We start from the raw sequence: 19,722 nt of genomic DNA, 5'->3' as shown, positions 1-19,722 counted from the left end.
TTACCTCCGTTCTAATCGTTACCTGTGGCGTAGTACATAATGTTTTCCTCGGTAACCTCATGGTTGGTTAAAATCGTTTTCAGTTCTCCCCTGAACATGACACCGACTCTGTCTGCGACTCCTACCACCTCTTGTAAATCGGAAGAGGAAATGATGACCGTTAACCCTTCATCCGAAAGTTTTCGGAGCAGGTGATAGATTTCTGATTTTGCACCGACATCGATGCCGCGTGTCGGCTCATCCAGCAGTAGCACTTGTGGCGCAATCGATAATGCTCTTCCCAAAATCACTTTTTGCTGGTTGCCTCCGGATAAATGTTCAATATGTGTATGAACGGAAGCGGTTTTCACACCCAGATCCGCTATAATCTTCTCAACGACTTTTTCTTCCTTTTTCCTGTTTACCAACCCGAACAAGGACTTTTGGGACCGGACACCTAGTACAGCATTTTCATAAACGGATAAATGGCCGATGATTCCTTCAGATTTCCTTTCAGCAGGAATAAGGGTGACACCTCTTTTCAATGCTTCTACCGCGTTTTGGCAAGGATAGTTTTTTCCATCCAGATCGATGTGCCCATCAGATTCCATATCCCCTATAAGCGCCCGCAAGATTTCACTTCTTCCGCAGCCTACCAATCCAGAGAAGGCGAATATCTCTCCTTTTCTGATATTGATGTCCAAAGATTTGTTGGCGGAATTTTTTATTATCAGGTTTTTGATGCTCAGCATGATGTTCGAGTGCTGAGCTTGCTTTTTCATCGGATAAAGATTCGATAACTCCCTACCGACCATCGACGAGATGATTTTTTCTTCTGTCCAGTGCGGTGGCAAAATCCGGGATATATAATGAGAATCCCGAAGCACAATGATTTCATCGCAGATTTTTAAATATTCCTTTAGCTTATGTGAGATGAAGATAACAATATTGTCGTTTTTCTTGAACTCCTGCAGCAACTCGAATACTAATTCTGTTTGGTCGTCTGTCAAAGAACTGGTCGCTTCATCTAAAAGCAGAATGGTCGGCTCTGTTGCCAATGCTTTCGCTATGGAAACTAATTGCTGTTGATCCGGAGACAACTTGCCGGCTTTCTTTTTCACATTGAGATCCAGTCCGAGCTTTCCCAAATAGAAGGAAGTTTTTTTCTCCTTTTCCTTCCAGTTCACGAACCACTTACCGCTTTCATTCACGATGACATTTTCGGCGATAGATAACTCATCCACCAAAGAAGGCTCTTGCGTGACCATGGCGATTTTCTGGCGACGTGCACTTTTTATGGAGGTGATAGTCTCACTCCTTACTTTGACGTCACCTTCACTTGCTTTTTCAATTCCTGTCAGAAGTTTTAGAAGAGTCGACTTCCCTGAACCGTTTTCTCCTGCCAGCCCAAGAATTGTCCCCCACTTAATCGAGAAGTTTATGCTTGAAAGTGCCTTGACTCCCGGATAGAATTTGGAAATATTATTGAATTCAACCGCGTCCTCGCCTTTTTTCATAACTCACACTCCCATTGCTCCTTAGTCTGCTGATATCGAATTCAGCTCTTCTTCCCATGAAACGAAGTCCTCTGTGTCTTTATTAACCATAGGAACCGGAATCACAATCTCTTTAGGTAGTTCTTCCAATTTTGTACCTTCGTTAAAATGCTGATTTATAAAATTGACCGCTTCAACGCCTGCTTTAATGGGATTTAAGTTGAATGTCGCATGAACATTTCCTTGTTCAAGCGCTTCGATGCCGCTTTTTTCAGCGTTCACGCCGATAATCATGATTCCTTTTTCTGGGTCTTCTTCGTATAAAGTTTTATTGGCGTTTTTTATAGCTTGGGCCGCTCCTATTGCGGTTTCATCATTGTAAGTAAAAACAGCCCGTACATCTGGGTTTTTCGTGAGGATATTGGCCATAATCGGAGCCGCTCCAGCAATATTATCAGTCGGGTTGTCCTGCTGCTCCACCCACTTTAGGTTATTATATTTTTCCGTCTCTTCTTTAAACTTGGACATGACAAAGATGTTTCCAGGCACTGGAATGGCCATGCCGATTCCTGCAACTTCCACGTCTTGGTCTTTGAACGCGTCAGCGAAAAGCTTTGCCGCTTCTGTAGCAGACGCTCCCCGATCAAAAATTATTTGGCTTGTCAGGTTATAACCGTCTCCACCTTTTGCTACATTGAAATCCACGCCGAGGACCGGAATATTTTTTGCTAGTGCTCTGTCAAGCGCTGGTTGCACGGTATTGGCATCTAAAGGCCAGACAACGAGGGCATCTACATTTTGTGTCAGCAGATTATCAATGGTTCCTACTTGTTTGCTAGGATCTCCTTGACTATCAATACCAATAACTTCAAACCCTTGTTCTTCCCCACTTGTTTTGATTGCTTCATACCAATTCTTTACCGTATTGTTTGAGCCGGCCGGAATGGATACTCCTATTTTCAATATATCTTTTCCTGACGCAGCGTTCTCGGATCCACAGGCTGACAGAATGAACATCAGAATCATACAGGTGACAACGAGAAAATAATTTTTATTCTTCATTAGCTGGCCACTCCCCGTGTTTCAATTTAGTTAGTTAAAAAAATGAGCCGGCAAACCACTGTATTCCATAAAATTCGCCGGCTCATTGTTATTCAACTAGTCAGACCGTCTGTCTCAGTTTTTCGGTTTGTTCCGTGTCCACAACGCCCCGTTTGGCATCTTTGAATGCAACTTTATATTGTTCCAAAGCGACCTGTTCCGAGACATAACCGCATCTCACATCAAATGCCACTTTCTCAACTGCCCGGTCCGCTGGATGCCCGTAGCCGCCTCCGCCGCCGGCCAATTGTTTATAGACCGTATTTTTAGGGATATCGGAAATGAGGTCTTTGACATGGGCAATATATTTTTCATTGTTCGGGTAATGCAGTTCGATGGCATTGATGCTTCCCTGCTCTCCGCCTAATATGCCGGGAGCTCTCGTATCTTCTGTTCCGCCGTCCCCGAAAACACTTGCTTGGCCTTTATCATCCAGGAAAGTGAAATTCGTTTCGACTCCCAGGCCACCGCGCCATTGACCAGCGCCAGCGGAATCTATGCAGTATTCGTATTTGGTCAGGAAAACCGGATTGACCATTTCAAACATTTCCGGGTCTTGGGCAGCCAATGCCCCACCGGAAGCAATTAATCCAATGTGATCGTAGCCGTCCGTTCCATAAGTACCACCGCTTCCGCCTTTCGTGCCATTCAGCAAAATATCCACATACGGCATTTCCCTTCTGGAATCCCAACCGTTGACTATGGAACACAATAACGTATTCCATCCTGCAGTAATCCGTTCAGGAAGCGCCTCCTCCAAGGCCAACATGATCACTGAGCAAACCTGGTCGCTCAAATGGTTTCCGAATCCTGTAGCTGCAGGAAATTTAGGGTTCAGCATGGTTCCTTCAGGGACTTTCAGCGTAATACATCGTTGAACAGCTTCGTTGTGAGCAATCTCCTGTTCGCTTAACATAAAGAATGTAATCATTACAGAAGAAAGTGTTACAGGATACGGTGCATTGACATATCCTTTCGTTTGAGGGGATGTCCCTTCAAAATCAAACGTGATGTGTTCGTCTTCCACTTGTATATCAACTTTGATCACCATTTCCGCGTCATGGTCATGGCCGTCATCTCTGACTTTCCACGACGCCTTGTAATTGCCGTTCGGCATTCCTTTGATGATTTTTTTTGCCATCTTTTCAGTGGAATTGAAAATTTCATCAACAGCCTCATAAATCACTTCTTTTGAATATTGTTCAAACAATACTTTCAATTCCCTTTCACCAACTGTACAGCCGCCTATCATCGCATGGATATCATCTCCGACTATCGGTAATCTGACATTTCCGATAATCAAGTCCCATACATCGTACCGAAGCTTCCCTTTTTCATAAATTTTTAATGGGGTGATTCGCAAGCCTTCTTGCCATAAATCCGTGGCATTGGGATTGTAGGAACCTGGAACAGCGCCTCCTACATCCGCTTGGTGGGCTGTAATGACCGTCCATGCCACACACTCCGCATTATGGAAAATAGGTTTTAATACTTTCCAGTCCGAGTTTTGGTTGCCTCCAGTAAACGGATCGTTGTGGAGAAAGACGTCCCCTTCATAAACGTCATCGCCAAAATATTTCACCACTTCTTTGACACCTGGACTCGCTGCATAACCAAGAATCGGGATGTATTCGGTCTGTTCAATCAAATTCCCCTGGAAATCGTAGATTCCTAATGAAAAGTCTCGTCCCTCTACAAGCAAAGGCGAATGCGCACTTCTTTCAATCACAACCCCCATTTGGCGTCCAATGGCTTTCAAACGGTTTGACAATATTGAAACTAGGATTTGATCCATGCTTTTTCCTCCTCTTGTGTTTGAAGTGTAAGGGCTGAATCTCTGATGATGAAATTACCATGTTTATTCAAATCGACATTGAAGCCAGTTGGCACTACGATAGTCGTCGTAGTCAACTCAATAATTGCCGGTCCCTGAAGAGCCGATCCGGCTTTCATCGCCTCGCCATCGTATACATTGGTTTCGAGCAATTGTTTCGTCACTGGATCAAACACCTTGCGTTTGTTTTTAGCTTGGACTTCTTCATGCTCCCCTGCTTCTTCAATTGTCTGAGCTTTGAATTCTGATTGCTTACCTTTGCATGTTAAACGGATATTCATGATTTCCAAGTCGCTGTTCAATAGACTGAAACCAAACAGCCTTTCATGTTCAGCATGGAACTTGCCAGCGATTTCTGCTTTGTTTTCCTTCGTCATATCTTCTTCTGCGATTTCAATGGTCACTTCATAGTGTTGACCGAGATATCTCATGTCCAAACCGTAGACCAATGCGCTTTCTTCTTTTTTGACACCTTCGTTCAACAAGGCTTTCAGTCCAAGTGTTCTGTCTTCATTCAACACGTCCATAATTTCGGACAAGTGTGCAGATTTCCAGTTTTTGTTGTAAGTCTTAACATAGTCATGTCTCAAGTTGGAAGCGAGCATGCCCACCGCACAGAGCACTGAAGAGAATTTAGGGACGACAATTTCTTTAATGTCCAGCTCTTTTGCAATCATGGCCGCATGCACCGGTCCAGCGCCTCCCGCTACCACCAACGGGAACGAACGAGGATCATGACCTTGCAGCACTGTCGCTTCCTTGATACCGTTTGCCATATTTAAATTGGAGATTTCGTAAATTCCCAGAGCTGCTTCTTCAATGCTCAACCCTAGCGGCTTGGCAACATGTTCTGACACAGCCTGACGTGCCTTTTCCAGGTTCAGCGAAATGCCTCCGCCCAGGAAAAATTCCGGATTCAGATAACCCAATACTAAATCGGCATCGGAACACGTGGGCAACTCCCCGCCACGGTCGTAACATGCCGGCCCCGGAACTGCCGTTGCGCTTTGCGGACCTACTTTCAATAAGCCTCCATCATCTATCCAGGCAATGCTTCCGCCCCCCGAGCCGATTGTGTGGATATCCGCCATAGGCAAGGAAATGAGATTGCGTTTGACTTCTCCTTCTTTTTTGATACTTATTTCTCCTTTATCGATGATAGAAGCCTCAAAAGATGTACCTCCCATATCAACAACAATGGCATCATTGAATCCGCTCGTTTTAGCAAACACACTGCCTGCTACCGGCCCCCCTGCAGGGCCTGATAAAACAGTCGTCGCCGGAATTTCAACCACATTCAATGGATTTGTCACGCCACCATTAGACTGCATGATAAGCAACTCACCTTCAAAATTGCGGCTGCGCAATTCTTCGACAAGGTGCCCAATGTAATTCTTTAGAATAGGGCCGACATATGCATTCATCGCAACTGTACTCACACGGTTATAAAGTCTTACTACAGATGCCACATCAGTGGAAATAGATACAAAGGCGCCTGGCATCAATTCTTCAACATATTTCTTCGCCAAAATTTCATTTTGAGGATTGGCATAAGAATGCATGAAACAAATGGCGACAGATGAAATTCCTTCTTCCTTGAAAAGCTCGACAGCGTTTTTTAAATCTTCTTTTGTAACTTCAGTTAAAATCGATCCATCGAGATGGGTTCTTTCTTTTGCACCATATATCAAGTGCCTTGGAACTAAAGGCTTGGGTGCCGAATATTTATTATCATAAAGATGCTCTTTGCTGCGTACACCACGGCGCATCTGCAGAACATCTCTGAAACCCTCCGTTGTGATCAATCCGGTTTTAGCTCCTTTATCAGTTAAAACCGCGTTGGTCGTTACGGTCGTTCCATGAACAATCAAATTGGTCTCCTGCAAGAGCTGTGGGGCAGTGAGATTTAATTTGGCAGCAATATTACTGATTCCAGTCAATACACCTTCCGAAGGATCATGGGGTGTCGTCAACACTTTTTCAATCAACTGCTGGTCATTTTCGGAATTCAGAAATAAAAAGTCAGTGAAGGTACCTCCAACGTCAATGCCCATTGTAAATTTCGACATAATGTAATCCCCCTTAAAGTTTGATAATATCGTATTCACCTTGGCTGAGTGATTCCGCTCCGTCTTTAGTGATGATAAAAACATCTGCAATACTGACTCCATACTTTTCTTTTTTGTCAGAGTAGTTTGGATGTACACTAATAACCATGTCTTCTTCGAACAAACTTGTATCGGAATCTGTTAAAATCGGCAAATCGTGATCTACACCAATTCCATGCCCGTGCCAGATACCTATATTGACATCCAGTTTGTCGGTATGTTTATCAATGATCTTCGCTACGGTATTGATTGGAATCCCTGGTTTCAAAGTCTGTTGAATTTCTTTGATAGCGCTTACACACGATTGTGCAAGTTCTAATTCCTCTTCCGAGACTTCCCCTACTATGAATAATCCGCCTTTTTCCACCCAATAACCATTTTCATCAATTAACTCTACATAAGCAGTTACCAAGGAGTTATTTGTGATTTTGGCAGAAGTCGGCTTTCTCAGAAAATATGGTCCTTCTTCTATAAAAATCAAAGTGTCAATTGCACCCTTTGCCCGTGCGACTTTTTCAATATCTGCAGCAATTTCTGCCGAAGTTCTGCCAGGTCTGATCGCATTTTTAAACTCTTCAAAGCTTTCAAGAGCTAAAGAGAAAGATTGTCGAATTCCCTCTTGCTCATCTGGAGACTTAATACCTTTAATTTTTTCAATGTTTTCGGTTATATCCAGTACTTCAGCATCCAATAAATTTTTCAGCATAGAACTTTGACTGCTACTCATCATGGATTCTAATCCAACAACACCAATTTTGTCTGGTTCATACGAATTAATTAAATCACCGATGTGCTTGTATAAGTCAGCTTCTGAGTGAATAACATCTCCTGTACCTAAAAATCGAGCATCATCTATAAAGCCCATCTGTTTTGCTAAGTAGCTATCTGCTCTCGTAGTGTAATATGCAATTGGCTTTTGTTCTTTTGCGTAAATAATAAAACCTGGTCTTAGAATTGGATAATATCCTCCGAAATAGTAAAGGAATCCATATTGAGTAATAATCCCTTTACCGTAAATTACGACTACATCAAGGTTTTCAGTTTCCATTAATGAATCCAATTGATTCCAACGGTATTTTACTGCTTCCTGTTCATTGTAAGTTTCAATAATTTTATTCGGCATTTTATTCTCCCCTTTTCCAATATTAAGTAAATCGACGCAAAGAATCTCATGTATCTTATTATTGAGAAAATTCTGTACATTGATTTGACTCCAATGTATGATAAGAGAAACTTAAAGTCAATAAAGTTTCATGTAAAGAAAAATTACAGAAAGTTTGAGGGGGATGTTATGGAGCTCTTTACGAAGTTAAAAGATTTTGAATTGCAATCAGTTCCTTTACAAATTGCAAGTGCAATTCAAAAGCAAATATACAAGCAAGAATTGAAACCAGGAGACCGCCTGCCAAAGCAAGAAGAATTAGCGGAGTTCTTTGTGGTAAGTAGACCTACTATCAGAGAAGCACTCGATCTGTTAGTAGAATCTCAGTTAATACAACGGGAATCTTCTAAATCAAAAAGTTATATCATCGCTAATTTCCATCCGGATAAAGCATTGAAAAGCGTACAAGACATTATATTACTATCTTTAACTTTTAATACGTTAACCAAATGGGAACTCTTTGCAATTAGAGAAATGATTGAAGTTCCTTGTGCTGCTTTAGCTGCAAATAACAGAACCGAAGAGGATCTCAAGGAATTAGAAATGCTGTTACCAAACTCAGAAGTACTTACAAGAAGTGTCCCTGAAATTTTTGAGGCAGATGCTAAATTTCATATCAAGTTAGCTGAATGCACTCATAATCCGTTAGCCAAGACACTCGTGGAATCTTTAGTATATGCATATTTTAAATTAGATATTTTTATCAGTGAAGCGGAAAAAAAATCTATATTAGAAGGCTTGCCAGAAATTTTCGAAGCAGTTAAAAGTGGAGATGAAACAAGGGCAAGAAATAGTATGGAAAGACATATGGAACATTTTAAGTACTATCACGGTAAGTAACTGTAATAATTCTATTGACTTCAATTAAGTGGTTTCCGTTGAACGCTAAGTTCGTAGTGAGGATAATTGTGAGTTCTGATTTGGCTATATCCTCCGTTAGGCCACCCTACGTTGATTTGGCTTTTGTTCACTCAGGTTTTCTCAATCAACGGACTTCTCGATGCTGTAAGAATCATAAAAACATCAAGATTGAAAAAATCCGAGTTTATTAAAGAATGTTCGTAAAAGCACACTTTTATAGAAAAAAGAGGAAGATAAGTGCCAATCGGCATTTATCATCCTCTTTTTGTTTTGCTATTAGAATACCATTACTACCGATAATCCCTCATATGTAAACAAAATTAATTAAAGCACATTTTCTTCTCAAAGAAGAGAAATTACGGAATAATCACCATCGAAATCGTACGATCTGTTCCATCTTTATCTTCTTTTCTATTATAGTATTTTTCCATTAACGTACTTAACTCCGACTGAAAATCTTCGAATGAATCATCTGTTAAGTTCAATTTCACTAAGGAAAATGTCGCTTGATCTTGAGTACCTTCGCCAACTCTGTTCTCATGATAGTCTTTGTAGTTCTGAAGAATATACATAAAAAAGTAAGTTACAAATTTTATTTTATCGCTGTATGTTGCAGACTGCCAATCTTCTTCACTGATCTTATAGGCTTGGGTATTCAGGGCATACAGCTTTTCTTCAACTTTTCCAATTCGATTTATGCCAACGACTTTCAATAGATCGTCATCCACCATTGAGTTCACATGTCTGTACAATGTCGCTTGCGATACTTCTTTCAATAGTTTATTCAGTTGCATAATCGAGTATCCTTCATCGACATCTATTAATTCCAAAGCGATTTTAAACCTGACCTGGTTTTTAAATAAATCAAATTCCATCTATTTCGATCCCCTTTTATTTATGATTAGTGAGCTGTTATATAGTCTTTCTTCGGGATTACCAACTTCTTGTCACCATTTATATCAGGATTTTCTTACAATAAAAAATGATATTACTCTTTAATGTATTTTGAGTCTGTATCTAAAATACAATAATATGGTTGACTTTTCAATTATCATTATTGATAATGATAATTGAAGGAGTGATTCAGATGAATACAGATATGTCTGCTCTACTGGAAATTGATTGGGCACAGATTCTCCCTTTCGCCTTGCCAATTATTTTCTTCAACTTATTACTGATTGGAGTTGCACTCTATGATTGGTACAAAAGAAAAGTGCTGATTGTCTCCCCCTATATTTGGCTGGTCATCATTCTATTGCTCCAATTGCTCGGACCGATACTGTATTTAGTGATTGGAAGGAGAATGATCCGAAATGATTACAGTCGAGAAGCTTCATAAGACCATCAAAAAAAGAAAAATTTTAAGCGATGTCACCTTCTCAATTGCCGAAGGCGAGTGTGTGGGCTTGTTGGGACCGAACGGAGCCGGAAAAACGACGCTCATTAAATGCATGACCGGCATTCTGCAACATGAACAAGGAGCCATCACGTTCAATTCCACACCCATCGTGCAGCACAAGAAAAGCATTGGCTATTTGTCCCAGCAGACGGACTTCAAGCCGTGGATGACCTGTGAAGAATCGCTCTTTTTCTTCGGAAAATTGTCGGGCTTGGATAAGGAGTTTTTACAGGGGAATATTTCAGCGGTTTTAAAAGAAGTCGGGCTTGAGGAAAAGGGACATTACAAAGTGGAACAATTATCCGGCGGCATGAAGCAGCGGCTAGGGATCGCCCAGGCCATTTTGCACCAGCCGCTGCTGCTGATTTTGGATGAACCGGTTTCTGCGTTGGATCCGATCGGCCGGAATGAAGTAAAAAAATTGATTGCTCGCTTAAAGAAGCGGACGACCGTCATCATTTCGACCCATATATTGGATGACGCCAGCGAATTTTGCGACCGGTTTATCATCATTAAAAATGGAAGGATTGTCGGAAACATAAATGACGATTTTCAGAAAACAGAGCGTAAACAAATCCTTGTGAAGATGGGGAATGTCCCAAAAACAAGTGAAGCTTTGAAAAGCTCTGAGGTTGAAGGCGTTGAATGCCTATCACCGAACACCTTTCTTTTAACGGGAGCTGAAGAATTGCATTTAAATAAAGTCGTAAACGACTTCGCTGCAAAAGAAATGGATATTACGTCCATTGAGTTTTATGAAAGAGGGATAGAAGAAATTTTCCTGGAGATGGTGTCGGACACATGACAAACTTTTATACATTAACGCGCACTGAACTAGTAGAAGCCGCAAAAGAATTTAAGTTCATCTGGTTAACACTGTTTTTCGTGATTTTGGGCCTTACTCAACCGCTGATCACTAAATACATGGACGTTATACTTGAAAATGTTGGCGGCGCAGATGGCATCACCATCGATCCGAACCGGCCGGTACCAAGTTCTGCTGAAGTTCTACTGTCCACCATTTCCGGCCAATTCAATCAAATCGGACTCATCATCCTGATTATTAGCTTAATGGGGCTGATTGCAGCCGACCGCAATAGCGGTATGCAAGATTTCATATTGACCCGCCCTGTTTCACTGCGCTCCTACCTAGTGTCAAAGCTGGCTGGCCATTGGATAATCAGCATGTTCAGCATCTCCATAGGGGCAGTCGTTTCCTATGTTTACACCATCTTCTTATTCGGTTCTTTCTCTTTTTCAAACTTTGTGCTGTTTCTGCTGTTGTACAGTTTGTGGATCCTTTTCGTCGTGAGTCTTGCCATCTTGATCAGTACCTTTGTGAAGAGCCCCATCCTGATCGCCGTCACAACAATCGCTGCTTCTATTTTCTTTATTCTGATCAAGGGGTTCAACCACCTCTTGTTCCAGCTATCCCCAGGCGGCATCTTAAATCTGGCGGAGAACCAGTTGCTGTCGGTCCACGACTTGAATTACTTCAGTATTGCAACTTGTTTGGCATTCATTTCACTGAATCTCTCATGGGCCAGTAGGAATCTGAAAAAGGCATAATTGAAGGAGGCTGGTTCAAATGTTATCGATTAACAACTTGACCAAGTTATACAAAGGATCTGAAAAAGGCATTAAGAACTTAACCTTAGATTTGGTTAAAGGCGATATTTGCGCTTTCATCGGCATGAACGGGGCAGGAAAAACGACTTCCATAAAATCCATCGTGGGCATTCATGGCTTCGATCAAGGAGATATTGAATTAGATGGCGTGAGTATAAAGAAAAACCCACAAGAATTTAAACAGATGGTCGGATATTCGCCCGACACTCCTGTACTCTACGGAAACATGACGGGGTATTCGTACTTGGAACTCATTGGAAGCATTTATCAAATTGATAACGCGACGATAAACGAGCAATTGAACACTTTGCTGAAAAAGCTCAATTTCGGCAGTGCTATCCATGAGTTGATTTCTACCTATTCGCATGGCATGAAACAAAGACTGGTGCTCATTTCCATCCTTATGCACAATCCAAAACTGATCATATTGGATGAACCCTTTGTCGGATTGGATCCGAACGCCACTTATTTTTTACAGGAAGAAATGAAGAAACGGGCAGCTGAAGGATCCATTGTGTTGTATTCGACTCATGTTTTAGAAGTAGCGGAAAAGCTCTGCAACAAAGTGGTCATGATCCACAACGGCGAAGTGGTCGTCAATGATACGATGATCAATCTATTGTCCGAAAGTAGCTTAAGTGAAAAATTCAGGAGCATCACAGCACATGAGTAAGCTCATCCAATTGCAAAAGTATAGCTTAGCAAATGATTTTCAGTTTTACAGATTGGGATCATCCACTAATCAGGACGACCGAAAGCATGCTGTTCTTACGTTGGCGGGCTATTGTGCCGCTGTTGTCATGGCCATTGGCTATATTGTCTATATCGCCTTTGATTTGTACATCCGCGAAGAATCCATGTTGTTTTTTCCGATTCTTTCGTCCATTTTGTTTTGGGCCTTGGGGTTCTGGACCATCTTAAGCGGCCTTAAAAAATTGATTTTTTCTTCAGATACTGAACTTATTTTCAGCCTGCCCATGCCATTGTGGCAAGCCAAGCTATTTAATGTAATCAAACTCCTGATCCTTTATTTACCCATTGCTGCAATAGCCGTTTTTGCTGGCATCTTGTTGCATATGTTCATTCTTCCCGACTTCTGGTTCGTACTATTATCCAGTCTTCTTCTTGTTGTGATCCTCCCTTTACTAGTTATCGCAACAACATTCATCATTTCATTAGCAGTAAAAGTTCTCCTTAATTTTTTAAGAATCCATAGTAATGTGATCGAAGCTTTGCTTACAATCTTTTTATTCCTTTCACCTCTTTTGTATATCACGTACACCTCTGCTTCATTGAATTACAAAGACATTTTTTCTACTAGTTCCCCACTCTACTTGTTCGGCATCATTAGCAACTCGACATCAGAATTCGGATTCTTTAACTCGGTGAGCTTACTAACAATAACCCTCGTTCTTGTTTTCATAACCGGATACCTATTTATTAAAAGGCATGCTTTCTTAGCTGCAAGCTACTCTACTTCGTCAAAAAGAAAAGCACGTGATTCCAGCACGTTTTCTTCCAATAGTTTATTTAAAAGTCTATTCTCAAAAGAGCTGAAACTATATCTATCCTCTATCACCTATGTCAGCAATACAGTCCTTACACCTGCGCTATTACTAATTGGCAGCCTGGCTTACTTGTTCAATATCTCCCCTCTTTTGTATGACACTACCTTGGAACTGTCCTTTATCACGTTATCAAGCAAGTATATCTTCATTCTATTTACGACTGTATGTACTCTTTTGACCACAACCACTTCATCAAGCCTATCTTTTGAAGGCCAAAGCATCTGGATTTTGTTGACGTCTCCGCTCTCTTTGATGGACCTTGCAAAAGCCAAGATGGCATTAAACGTGCTGCTTTTTGTACCAGGATTAGCTTGTGCTATTTTGGTCTATACTCAAAATTTCAGTTCATCGCTATTGGATTCACTGCTCTTCATTTCTTTTACACTCACTAGTTTACTGCTTATTAGCATGTTAGGCTTCTTTGTCAATTTGAAATTCCCTAATTACAACTGGTCCAGTGAGATGGAAGTAATCAAGCAGGGTAAATCCACTATAATCACCGCTATTCTCAGTACATGTCTCCTCTCTATTACCGGGATTTTAATCATACTGGATTTCAGTTTCACATTTCATCTTCTTTTATTGGTCAATGTCTCCATAATTACATTCCTAATTTATAAACTAAGGGAAAGCTCGTTAATTATGGATTAAAGCAATGAGCTCCGCCAAGTATGAATTAAACAACATCTCTTGAACAGTTGGCACCAGAAGCTTTGGCGTCGTTTTCCTGTTAATGCAGCTCTTGGAAGATGGATTTTGAATTTGTTGTTTCTTCTTTCTTCCCATTAATCGAATGGTTACAGGCATTGGTTACACTCATTGTTGGTGTGTACTAAATAGAAGGGAGACATTCAGAAATCACCAAATGTCTCCCTTCTATTTTGCAGCTTCCGATAACGCTATGATATGTTAACCTGGTGTATATACGTGATACAAACTATTTGAGTAATTGAATCGATGTCCTTTGCTATCAATTTTGTGAATTATCTGCTATTATAAAAAAGAATTATTTTTGTTCATTCTCAGATTGAGAATAAAGTTTGTTTTTCGTCTAAGGTATTTGAGCAAGGGTAGTAACACATTGTGTGGATAGCCGCACTAGGAGGCAACAATTATGGAACAAGGTAAAGTTAAGTGGTTTAATGCAGAAAAAGGTTTTGGATTTATCGAGCGTGAAGCAGGAGATGACGTATTCGTACATTTCTCAGCAATCCAAAGCGAAGGTTTCAAATCTTTAGACGAAGGTCAAAATGTAACGTTTGGAATTGAACAAGGACAACGTGGCCTACAAGCTACTAATGTTCAAAAAGCTTAATAATAGCTAAAAAAAGACCCTACAACTGTAGGGTCTTTTTTTATGGTTCTACACTAAATATTGGGGTGTTCACACAATTTAACCAAAAAAAGGCACGCGATCTCCAACTTCTTTTATACTTGAAATGTCGAGTAACAAGTAAAAAAAGAGGAGATGCGTGCACATGAATTTTACCATGAATATTCCCGGTTTAAAAGATGTGATCATCACAAAAATGGAACAAGTGGAGGACCGTGTGGCCCTGCATGTGGAGCTGGAGGTGCAGCTACACCGGTGTCCGCGCTGCCAGGAGAAGACCCGGCGCGTCCATGATTACCGAATCCAGAAGATCAAGCACCTCAAGTGGTTTGAACGCCTGACCTACCTGTTCTACAAAAAGAGACGATACGTGTGTGGGGCGTGCGGTAAGAAGTTCGCCGAACAGAACCCGTTCATCGAGCGTTACCAGCGGTTCTCCAAAGAGTGGAACCAGGCCGTCCAGGTGCGCAGCGTCAAAGCGAAAACATTCAAGGAAGTGGCCGGGCAATACGGCGCTTCCGCTTCGACCATCGTTCGGCGTTTCGACAGGGTGGCGCTGCAGGAAGTCGCGGAAACCGCAAAACTGCCGCACGTCATCGCCATTGATGAATACAAAGGCGACACGCGGGAAGGAAAATACCAGCTGATTATCGCCAATGGCGAAACGAGAGAACCGATCGATATCCTGCCCAACCGGAAAAAAGCGACCATCAAACAGTACCTCCAACAGCACGGGGCAGCGGTGAAAATCGTCATCATGGACATGAGCCCTTCCTTTAAGGCCGCGGTCCGCCAAGCACTTGGCAAACCGGTGATCATCGCTGACCGCTTCCATTTCTGCCGGTACATCTATTGGGCCCTGGATGGGGTCCGGCGGCGCGTACAGAAAAACTGGAACGACTATGATCGGAAAAAGGGCAAACGGATGCGCTATGTCTTTTACAAAAACAGCGCGAAGTTAACGGAAGAGGACCGTTGGTACTTGAAGCGATATCTCGAAATGGACGATGAGCTCAAACGAGCTTACGAACTGAAGGAAGCGTATTGCCTCTGGTTCCAGGCAAGCAAAAAAAGAGATCCCGAGGAGCTCCTCGAGACCAGAACAGGCTTACTTGAATTTTATCAGCTGGTGACGGCGTCCGGCATTCCGGAGTTCCAGAAAGCCATCGGCACGTTCCGGAATTGGCAAACCGAGATTTTGAACAGTTTTGCGTTCCCTTATTCCAACGGATTTCTGGAAGGCATCAATAACCTGACGAAAGTCATCAAACGGAACGCGTTCGGTTTTCAGAATTTCGAACGCGCGCGTGCTAAAATACTTTTGACACACAAGTACAAGAACATTGGAGTTCACGTTGGTTAGGGTGAAGAGATTTTCACCTCACCCCAACATTTGACGGAGAACCTTTTTTATGTGCTTAAATTTGGGGTTAACGACTTCCGGGAACTGATTTTATCATAGGGAATGAGAGATACTTTATAACTAATACTTAATTAACCGTTCGTAAAAGTACACGTTCACAGACAAAAAGGGAGAAAAGAGGCTGATCCCAGCATATCTTTTCTCCCATGATATTTAAATGCCTTCTGATAAGCCCTCATATGTTAACTAAAGAGAAAATATTAGCATTTAGTTTCTATCATTTACTAGTCGGTAGCTGGTGTACTTTCCAGTGTATGGCCTGTTAAGAACGACAACATTTACTAAGCCAAATAAAAACGGGCGGCAACTTCGCCACCCACTTCATTTACTTTAATTCTTGGTTTAGGAAATCGAATACTTTTTCCAAGTTTTCCTCAGAATTAAATGGCTCCCCACCGTGGACAGCGCCATCGATAAGTGTAAGTTCCACTTTTTGCTCTCCCAATACAGCGGTCAGTTTTTCGGCGAAATCAATGGATTGCTGCGTCGGCACGTTCGGATCCGCGGTTCCATGCTGGATGAAAAAGGCCGGATCATTTTCGGTAATGTACGTTGCCGGATTCGCTTTTTTCACTTCTTCCACTTTCTCGGTGATATTGCCGCCGATGTACTTGCTTTCCGGGGATTCATCTCTGTTTCGTTTACCCATTTTTGGCGTAATTCCCGATTCCTCAAACTGCTCATCCAATTTCAAAAAGTCGATCTGGCCGTACCAATCAACGACCGCTTGTACTTCAGAAGAATACTCCAGGTTTTCGGTGTGTCTGCCATTCAATGAATCCTCATCGCCACTCGTCCCAGCTAGTGCCGCCAAGTTTCCGCCTGCACTGCCTCCCCATGCCGCCACTTTCTCGGGATCCAAATTGTATTCTTCCGCATTTGCTTTCACATAACGGATTGCGGCTTTGACATCACTGATGGCTGAAGGGAAGAGCGCTTCGCCTGACAGTCGGTAATTAACCGACACGACCGCGTATCCGCGATTGACCCCTTCCAACATCGGCGCGATGTCTGGTCCCGTTTTATCCCCTCGCATGAAGCCGCCGCCATGGATGGCGACAATGACCGGGAATGGCCCTTCGCCTTCATTCGGCAAATAGATATCGAGCTTTTGCGCGCTAAACGGGCCGGCGTATTCGACATCCAAGTGCTTGTTATCAATAGATGATGCATCAATTGCTTCTGCCTCAGGGGACTGTTGCTTTGTTTCTGCGGCTTGCGTTGTTTCAGTTGTTTCTGCTTTATTTTCAGAATCACTTGTTGAACATCCGGCTAACAATGTTGCTGCAAGGGTTATGGATAAAAGAGTCGATGTTGCTTTTTTCACTTCGAATCACTCCTAATTGTTTTGTTTGTTCTTTCGACAAATTGATCATAACAAAACAATGTGGCACAAAAATGGCAGAAAAACGAGGTAAAACGCACGTTTTTCTGCCGAGTATTTCAGGCTTTTTTTAGTGTGATTGTGAAAGTGGTTCCTGAATCGCTTTGGCTGTCAACACTGATCTTTTCCCCAAGCTGTTCCATGATTTCAAGCGCAATGGAAAGCCCAAGGCCGCTTCCGGCACTCGTATGCGAAAGATCCTCCTTGTTAAACCGTCCGAAAATATGAGGAAGGACTTCCTTTGAAATTCCTGGTCCGTTGTCGGTAACCATGATTTCCGCTTTCCGTGCTGTCGTTTTGGCGTCAATTGTCACGGTCCCCTGTTCCGGCGTGAACTTAAACGCATTATCCAGCAAAATAGTCAGCACTTGTGTAATGCGGTCTTCATTTGAAAAGGTCATAGGCAAGTTTTTCGCCCGCTCCGTGATATGGAATTGGAGATCCATGTCGTCTGCTAAGATGGCAAACGGTTCTGCCACCTTCTTAATCACCTCTCGGGTGTTCATCGGTGATTTCGCGAATGCCATTTTTTTGTGCTGCAGCCTCGACAATTCCAGCAAATCGGATATCAGCTTTTCCAATCTGGCGCTTTCCCGCAAGATGATGCTGTAGTATTGGTCGATTTTTTCCGGGTCGGTCACGACATGGTCCGAAAGGGTCTCGGTCAACGCTTTGATGGAGGCTAGCGGCGTTTTCAGTTCGTGGCTGATATTGGCTACGTAGTCTTTGCGCATTTGTTCCAGCTGATTCTTCTCTTTGATGAACAATGCCAGAAAAACCAAGATGATGATCGTCCCGATAGCCAACGTTACAAAGAAGACGAGGTAGAAACCATTCAATGCCGCTTGATAAGCGCGTGCCTCTTTTAATATATAAATGCCGCCCATCACCTTGTTATCCTGGACGAGCGGTTGCCCAATCAGGATGGCTTGTGCCGAATATCCCGGCACTTCCTTAAATTCCACGACGGTTTTGCCGCTAATGACTTTTGGCAAATAGGAAGTTAATTTCTTATTTACTTTGGCATCCGCACCAGATGCGACAGAGGCATCGTGATAGACAGCGATCTCCTGGCCATAGACATCATAGGCTTTGATTAAATAATCCTCGGTTCTGCTTATTTTTTCTCCATTCGCTACTTCTTCCTCGATCAGTGAAAGGGACGGCTGTAGTTCCTCGATTTTGGATTGGGTAAAGTAATGCTTGATGGCGAAAGCCCCCAGCAGTTGTCCAGCTATAAAAATAGCTAAGATGACAATGGCAATCCAAAGCTTGCTCGAAAATAACCGCTTCATACGCCTACCTCAAACTTATAGCCGACACCGTAGACGGACCTGATGGAAAAATCGGGAGAGGCTTTAGCCACTTTTTGACGGATGCGCTTGATCAACGTATCCACTGTACGTGTATCGCCTGCATAATCATATCCCCAGACCTTGTGCAGCAGTTCTTCCCGGTTGATTACTTTCCCAGAATTTTTGACTAGGAACGCCAGTACCTCCACTTCTTTTGGGGTCAACTCGATTTCCTGGTTATTGACGAGGACTTCATATCCGTCAAGATCAATCGACAAATTTCCAGCCTTCAAGTAGTGAGCGTTTTCTTTTTTCGGTTGCACCCGTTTTAGCATCTTTTTAATTCTCACGACGACTTCCCGCGGAGAAAAAGGTTTAGTCAGATAATCATCCGCCCCAATTTCAAGGCCGATGATGCGGTCCATTTCTTCACTTCTTGCACTAAGCATAATAATGGGAATATCGCTCGTTTTGCGAATTTCCCTGCAGACGTCGGTCCCAAAGATGCCAGGCATCATGATATCAAGCACCACCAGATTGTAATGGTTTTCTTGAAGGAGTCGGAGTGCCTCTTCACCGTCGTAAGCCGATACACTCTTCATGCCCTCTGCCTCTAGATAAGCGTTGATGCTCTCATGGACAGCGATATTATCGTCACAGATTAAAACAGTTATATTTTGGTCCATAGCGGTAGTTCCCTTCATTCTCTAAAGTATATTTATTGGTTTACATACAAGAAGTATTTTTCGCCTCAATAATTTCATACATTGGATGATAAAGCAAATCGGATAGCTTCTGAGTCCAATAAAGATACGTAAGATGGAATTTATTAAAGAGGAAGTTACTTTGAATTATATATATTATTACAACTGCATTCGTCCTCTAAAAATTAAACTGCCACTCTCCGATTGAATATCGGACAATGGCAGTTTAGGTGTTTTTACTGGGCCTCATATTAACGGGGCAGTTCATTTACGGCGATCAGTTTTTAATATGATATATTTTCTTCTTATATCAATTTAAATGATTAAAGGTTTGATATCTCGTTAGTTTCTTTTAAAAAATCCTCATTTTAGATTCTTTAGTAATTGGTAATACAAGGTTTATCCAATGAGTAGAAATTAGTTTGAAGTATTTATTAGAGGAATCA

General features: G+C 42.1%; 17 protein-coding genes. 8 read left to right on the top strand and 9 right to left on the bottom strand.

Annotated features, from left to right (window positions below; all coding sequences use genetic code 11):
- Nucleotides 1-11 precede the first annotated feature (11 nt).
- The 5 genes from QMA04_RS01995 to QMA04_RS01975 all read right to left on the bottom strand — a co-directional run bounded on the left by QMA04_RS01995 (nucleotide 12) and on the right by QMA04_RS01975 (nucleotide 7,641).
- Nucleotides 12-1,496 carry a sugar ABC transporter ATP-binding protein gene (locus tag QMA04_RS01995; protein ID WP_290183805.1) on the bottom strand — a complete coding sequence of 495 codons (1,485 nt, stop codon included), beginning with the start codon at nucleotides 1,494-1,496 and terminating at the stop codon, nucleotides 12-14.
- Nucleotides 1,497-1,517: 21 nt separating this feature from the next.
- Entirely contained in the window at nucleotides 1,518-2,537 is a 1,020-nt protein-coding gene (locus QMA04_RS01990) for a sugar ABC transporter substrate-binding protein (protein ID WP_290183804.1), read from the bottom strand.
- Nucleotides 2,538-2,637: 100 nt separating this feature from the next.
- Nucleotides 2,638-4,371, bottom strand: a complete 1,734-nt coding sequence (locus tag QMA04_RS01985; RefSeq protein ID WP_290183803.1) for a hydantoinase B/oxoprolinase family protein — start codon at nucleotides 4,369-4,371, stop codon at nucleotides 2,638-2,640.
- Nucleotides 4,356-6,479, bottom strand: a complete 2,124-nt coding sequence (locus tag QMA04_RS01980) for a hydantoinase/oxoprolinase family protein (RefSeq protein WP_290183802.1) — start codon at nucleotides 6,477-6,479, stop codon at nucleotides 4,356-4,358. Before QMA04_RS01980 ends, QMA04_RS01985 begins: the two co-directional genes overlap by 16 nt.
- 13 nt (nucleotides 6,480-6,492) lie before the next feature.
- Nucleotides 6,493-7,641, bottom strand: a complete 1,149-nt coding sequence (locus QMA04_RS01975) for a M24 family metallopeptidase (RefSeq protein WP_290183801.1) — start codon at nucleotides 7,639-7,641, stop codon at nucleotides 6,493-6,495.
- A gap of 168 nt (nucleotides 7,642-7,809) precedes the next feature.
- Here QMA04_RS01975 and QMA04_RS01970 point away from each other — a divergent pair, with 168 nt between their 5' ends.
- Nucleotides 7,810-8,520: a FadR/GntR family transcriptional regulator gene (locus QMA04_RS01970; protein WP_290183800.1), complete on the top strand. Its 711-nt coding sequence runs from the start codon at nucleotides 7,810-7,812 to the stop codon at nucleotides 8,518-8,520.
- A 377-nt stretch (nucleotides 8,521-8,897) separates the two neighbouring features.
- Here the strand turns inward: QMA04_RS01970 and QMA04_RS01965 are convergent, their stop codons facing one another.
- Nucleotides 8,898-9,416 (bottom strand): helix-turn-helix domain-containing protein, encoded by a 519-nt coding sequence (locus QMA04_RS01965; RefSeq protein ID WP_290183799.1) that lies wholly within the window; start codon nucleotides 9,414-9,416, stop codon nucleotides 8,898-8,900.
- Nucleotides 9,417-9,628: 212 nt separating this feature from the next.
- Between QMA04_RS01965 and QMA04_RS01960 the strand changes: the two genes are divergently transcribed.
- The 7 genes from QMA04_RS01960 to QMA04_RS01930 all read left to right on the top strand — a co-directional run bounded on the left by QMA04_RS01960 (nucleotide 9,629) and on the right by QMA04_RS01930 (nucleotide 15,833).
- The gene (locus QMA04_RS01960) at nucleotides 9,629-9,880 is read left to right on the top strand and encodes a hypothetical protein (RefSeq protein WP_290183798.1); all 252 of its coding nucleotides are present in this window, start codon (nucleotides 9,629-9,631) and stop codon (nucleotides 9,878-9,880) included.
- Nucleotides 9,855-10,745, top strand: a complete 891-nt coding sequence (locus QMA04_RS01955; RefSeq protein ID WP_290183797.1) for an ABC transporter ATP-binding protein — start codon at nucleotides 9,855-9,857, stop codon at nucleotides 10,743-10,745. The genes QMA04_RS01960 and QMA04_RS01955 overlap by 26 nt, the downstream gene beginning before the upstream one ends.
- Nucleotides 10,742-11,509 carry an ABC transporter permease gene (locus QMA04_RS01950; protein ID WP_154749360.1) on the top strand — a complete coding sequence of 256 codons (768 nt, stop codon included), beginning with the start codon at nucleotides 10,742-10,744 and terminating at the stop codon, nucleotides 11,507-11,509. The genes QMA04_RS01955 and QMA04_RS01950 overlap by 4 nt, the downstream gene beginning before the upstream one ends.
- 19 nt (nucleotides 11,510-11,528) lie before the next feature.
- Nucleotides 11,529-12,242 (top strand): ABC transporter ATP-binding protein, encoded by a 714-nt coding sequence (locus QMA04_RS01945; protein ID WP_191714813.1) that lies wholly within the window; start codon nucleotides 11,529-11,531, stop codon nucleotides 12,240-12,242.
- Nucleotides 12,235-13,788, top strand: coding sequence for a hypothetical protein (locus QMA04_RS01940; protein WP_290183796.1), 1,554 nt, complete (start codon nucleotides 12,235-12,237; stop codon nucleotides 13,786-13,788). The genes QMA04_RS01945 and QMA04_RS01940 overlap by 8 nt, the downstream gene beginning before the upstream one ends.
- A gap of 463 nt (nucleotides 13,789-14,251) precedes the next feature.
- Nucleotides 14,252-14,452 carry a cold-shock protein gene (locus QMA04_RS01935; protein ID WP_290183795.1) on the top strand — a complete coding sequence of 67 codons (201 nt, stop codon included), beginning with the start codon at nucleotides 14,252-14,254 and terminating at the stop codon, nucleotides 14,450-14,452.
- 157 nt (nucleotides 14,453-14,609) lie between these two features.
- On the top strand, nucleotides 14,610-15,833 hold the full coding sequence (locus QMA04_RS01930) for an ISL3 family transposase (RefSeq protein ID WP_290183794.1): 1,224 nt from the start codon (nucleotides 14,610-14,612) through the stop codon (nucleotides 15,831-15,833).
- A 385-nt stretch (nucleotides 15,834-16,218) separates the two neighbouring features.
- On the opposite strand, the gene QMA04_RS01925 is transcribed toward QMA04_RS01930, so the two are convergent.
- The 3 genes from QMA04_RS01925 to QMA04_RS01915 all read right to left on the bottom strand — a co-directional run bounded on the left by QMA04_RS01925 (nucleotide 16,219) and on the right by QMA04_RS01915 (nucleotide 19,258).
- Entirely contained in the window at nucleotides 16,219-17,220 is a 1,002-nt protein-coding gene (locus QMA04_RS01925; protein ID WP_290183793.1) for an alpha/beta hydrolase, read from the bottom strand.
- A 116-nt stretch (nucleotides 17,221-17,336) separates the two neighbouring features.
- On the bottom strand, nucleotides 17,337-18,572 hold the full coding sequence (locus QMA04_RS01920; RefSeq protein ID WP_290183792.1) for a sensor histidine kinase: 1,236 nt from the start codon (nucleotides 18,570-18,572) through the stop codon (nucleotides 17,337-17,339).
- On the bottom strand, nucleotides 18,569-19,258 hold the full coding sequence (locus tag QMA04_RS01915; RefSeq protein WP_290183791.1) for a response regulator transcription factor: 690 nt from the start codon (nucleotides 19,256-19,258) through the stop codon (nucleotides 18,569-18,571). Before QMA04_RS01915 ends, QMA04_RS01920 begins: the two co-directional genes overlap by 4 nt.
- Nucleotides 19,259-19,722 lie beyond the last annotated feature (464 nt).

Source organism: Planococcus sp. APC 3900 (genome assembly GCF_030407735.1).
GTDB classification, from domain to species: Bacteria; Bacillota; Bacilli; order Bacillales_A; family Planococcaceae; genus Planococcus; species Planococcus notacanthi.
This window is presented reverse-complemented; position numbering and strand designations above follow the sequence as displayed.